The 2,838-nt window shown below is 69.8% G+C and carries 2 protein-coding genes; both read right to left on the bottom strand.

Features of this window, described 5'->3' with window-relative positions:
* Nucleotides 1-115: 115 nt before the first annotated feature.
* Nucleotides 116-1,249 carry a hypothetical protein gene (locus Ae331Ps2_RS30050; RefSeq protein WP_139319201.1) on the bottom strand — a complete coding sequence of 378 codons (1,134 nt, stop codon included), beginning with the start codon at nucleotides 1,247-1,249 and terminating at the stop codon, nucleotides 116-118.
* Between the two features lie 280 nt (nucleotides 1,250-1,529).
* The gene (locus Ae331Ps2_RS30045; protein ID WP_083696453.1) at nucleotides 1,530-2,648 is read right to left on the bottom strand and encodes a DUF2637 domain-containing protein; all 1,119 of its coding nucleotides are present in this window, start codon (nucleotides 2,646-2,648) and stop codon (nucleotides 1,530-1,532) included.
* Nucleotides 2,649-2,838: the final 190 nt, after the last annotated feature.

The following is a 2,838-nucleotide window of genomic DNA, read 5'->3' as shown; positions in this document are numbered from 1 at the left end:
GCCCTGGTGATCCTCGGACTGGTCATCGTCGCCGCCATGCTCGTCATCACGATGACCTGGACCTGACGTTGTCTTCAGCAGCCAGGGCCCGGCCGCGGTCAAGGAAAAGTGCTCGTCAGGAGGTGGCGGGGACAGCGACCGCACGGGAAGGCGCGCTCACCTGGCCCACCGATGCGTCGACAGCGGCGATCCCGAAGTACTCGTTGACCAGAAACGGTGCGACCGCCGCGACCGGCGTGCGGTCAGCGCCGGTTCGGGCGTCGAGGACGGTTGGAACACCGTCACGGGTGTAGCCGTAGATCGCGCCGTGCCAGACCGTCGAGACCGCAGGTGGGACTCGGGTCCCACCGGTCTGGTTGACGATGCGCCACAGCTCGGCGCCGGATTCGTCGAGCCCGAGCAGGACCTCGACCGACCGTCCACCACCACGCTGGCAGACGGTGACCGAGCGCTGGTCGCCGAAGCAGCTCCACCCGCGCCGATCTCCGTGCAACGGGACCGACGGCACCGGCCGCCCGGACGTGGCGTTGATGACCACCGAAGTGCTGGAGCCGTCGAGCAGGACCATGTCCCGCCCGACGGGGAACGCCGACCCGGCCGAGGTGCTGACCCAGCGTTGACGACCGTCGGCAACCGACAACCCACGCGTGTCCCGCGTGCCGGCGCCCCAGTCGGAGACGGTGACGATCACGGTGTCGCCGACGACCAGCTGGCCGGCTTTCCCCGGCGCGGTCCAGAGGACCTGCCCGGAGGCCAGGTCGACCGCAGCGGTGAACTCGTACTCGTTGGTACGGACATCGACGACCGCAGTCGCCCCGTGAACGCCGACCACCCAGACGTACTCGAACCACGGCCGGGAACCGGGCACCTCGCTTCCCGGAAGCGGGATCAGCGTGCTCTGGGCCTTCTGCCCGGTCGCCGAGTCCGCGTCGACGACCTCGACTCCGATCCCACCCGGGACCGTGCCCCGATCGGGGATCTTGACCGGGAACACGGCCAGCACCAGCCGCCCGACCGGGGTGTCGGCGACGACCGGCGGGCCGGCCGGATCCACGGTGCTGGTGCCGGTGTTGACCAGGTCGAGATCGACCTCCGGGTGCGGAGCATTATCGGGGAACAGGCCGTCGGCCACCTCACCGGTCGTGAGATCAACCCGGACCAGGCCTTTCGCGCCGAGCAGCCACCCGTGCACACCGTCGAGGACCTCGACGATCGGGATGTCACCAGCGCCGCGCCCCATCTCACCCACCGGCGGACCGAAATCAGCGGGCGGATCGAACGCCTCCCGCACAGCAGCCGGAGGAGACACCACCTCGGTCACAGGCCCATCGTCGGTCCTGGCCGGCTCGGCTCCGCAACCGGCCAGGACCAGCAGACCCGCGACTGCAGACAGAAGAACACGAACGCCGCGACTGCACCGCGCACGCCTACCGATCATGGCTCCCAGTACCGCCGGTGATCATCACCGGTTGCGCCGTCACCGTGTCCGCGCCGACCGGTCCGTCGGTGCCCGGGGCGGTATGGACTGGTCAAGCAGGAGTGAGCTGGGTACTCGCCCGGCCTGCGCCGGCCCGCGGCGCGGGCCGGAGATGCTCGGCCGGCGGCAGAAGACCGCGATCACGCAGGCTGCGCTTGGCCTTCGCCGCGGTCCGGTTCCCGCCGATCCTCCGGTCGACCTCAGCCAGCGACAGATCCTCACCCCGGTCCCAGGCCGCCATGAACAACGCTTCGGCCCGGCCCTGCTTCGTCTGACCCGCCACCCCGGACCCACTACCGACGTCGGCGTCAGCCGGTGCCACCGCAGGCAACGGGACCGTGTCGCCCGTGTCGCGGCCGGGCTCGACAACCGCCCCAACCAGCCCCGCCGCAGCCGGAGCTGATGCTGGGGACTGGGCGGGTGAGATCGCCGACAGAGTCATCTGCGGGACCGGTGTCATCTGCGGGACCGGTGCCGCCGCGGGCTCCAGGGCCTCACCGGTGACCGGGCTGTCGACCGCTGCGGTTCCGCCGCGCCCGGCGCGGCCGTGCTGGATCGCCCGGGCCCGTCGGCGGGTAGGGCGGAGCACAATCGCGATCAATTCCAAACTGACCGCGAACGCGACCGGCGGGAACAACGCCACCATCCACGCCGCCACCGCCGCCAACACCGACCCCGGCCGCACCCATTCACTCTCCGGGACAACAGAAGCGGCGTTCGCCAACAACGTGACGATCATGCCGAACGCGAACGCCGCCCACGGCCCGAACCCGACACGCTCACCCCGGGTGCGCCGTGACCACACCACCACCAGTGCGGCGGCGAGGAGCCCGTCCACCGACAACGGCAGCCAATACGCCAGAGCAGATCCGGGGTTGAACCGGGCCGCGACTTCCTGCAAATGCCAATACGACGCCACCGCCGCGGGCAGCCCCACAGAAGCAACCACGAGAACCGCGAGAACACGCGGCCACACCGACGCCCACAAACCTTGTGGCCCACCATCCGCAATATCGGCGAGCTCCGCGGCGTCCTCCGGACCAGACTGTTCCCGCCAGCCCCACAGTTCATCGCTAGAACCAGACAAGGTGCTGTCGGGCGAAGGACCGCCAGGCGTGGTGTCGTCAGATCCGGCGACACCACCGGTGGGCCTGAGTTCGTGAACAGTCATCCCCGCTCCCTCGTCCCGACTGCACGCGCAGTGGCCGCACTGACATTACACGACCCCATCCAGACGAGAATGCGCGACGACCCACGAGTAGCCGTATCGCTGCCGCAGCCGAAAGAAAAACCAGCCACAGGAGATCAACTCCGGAAAGGTTCACCCCCCGGCTGCGCGGAGGGGGTGCGCCCCGGGAAGA

This window comes from Pseudonocardia sp. Ae331_Ps2 (assembly GCF_001932405.1).
In the GTDB taxonomy this organism is placed as follows: domain Bacteria; phylum Actinomycetota; class Actinomycetes; order Mycobacteriales; family Pseudonocardiaceae; genus Pseudonocardia.
The sequence above is the reverse complement of the archived record's forward strand: the minus strand, read 5'-3'. Positions and strand labels throughout refer to the sequence as shown.

What these genes read in the sequence shown, in the direction of transcription:
- Ae331Ps2_RS30045 (WP_083696453.1), bottom strand. Translation starts at nt 2,648, where the DNA reads ATGACTGTTCACGAACTCAGGCCCACCGGTGGTGTCGCCGGATCTGAC.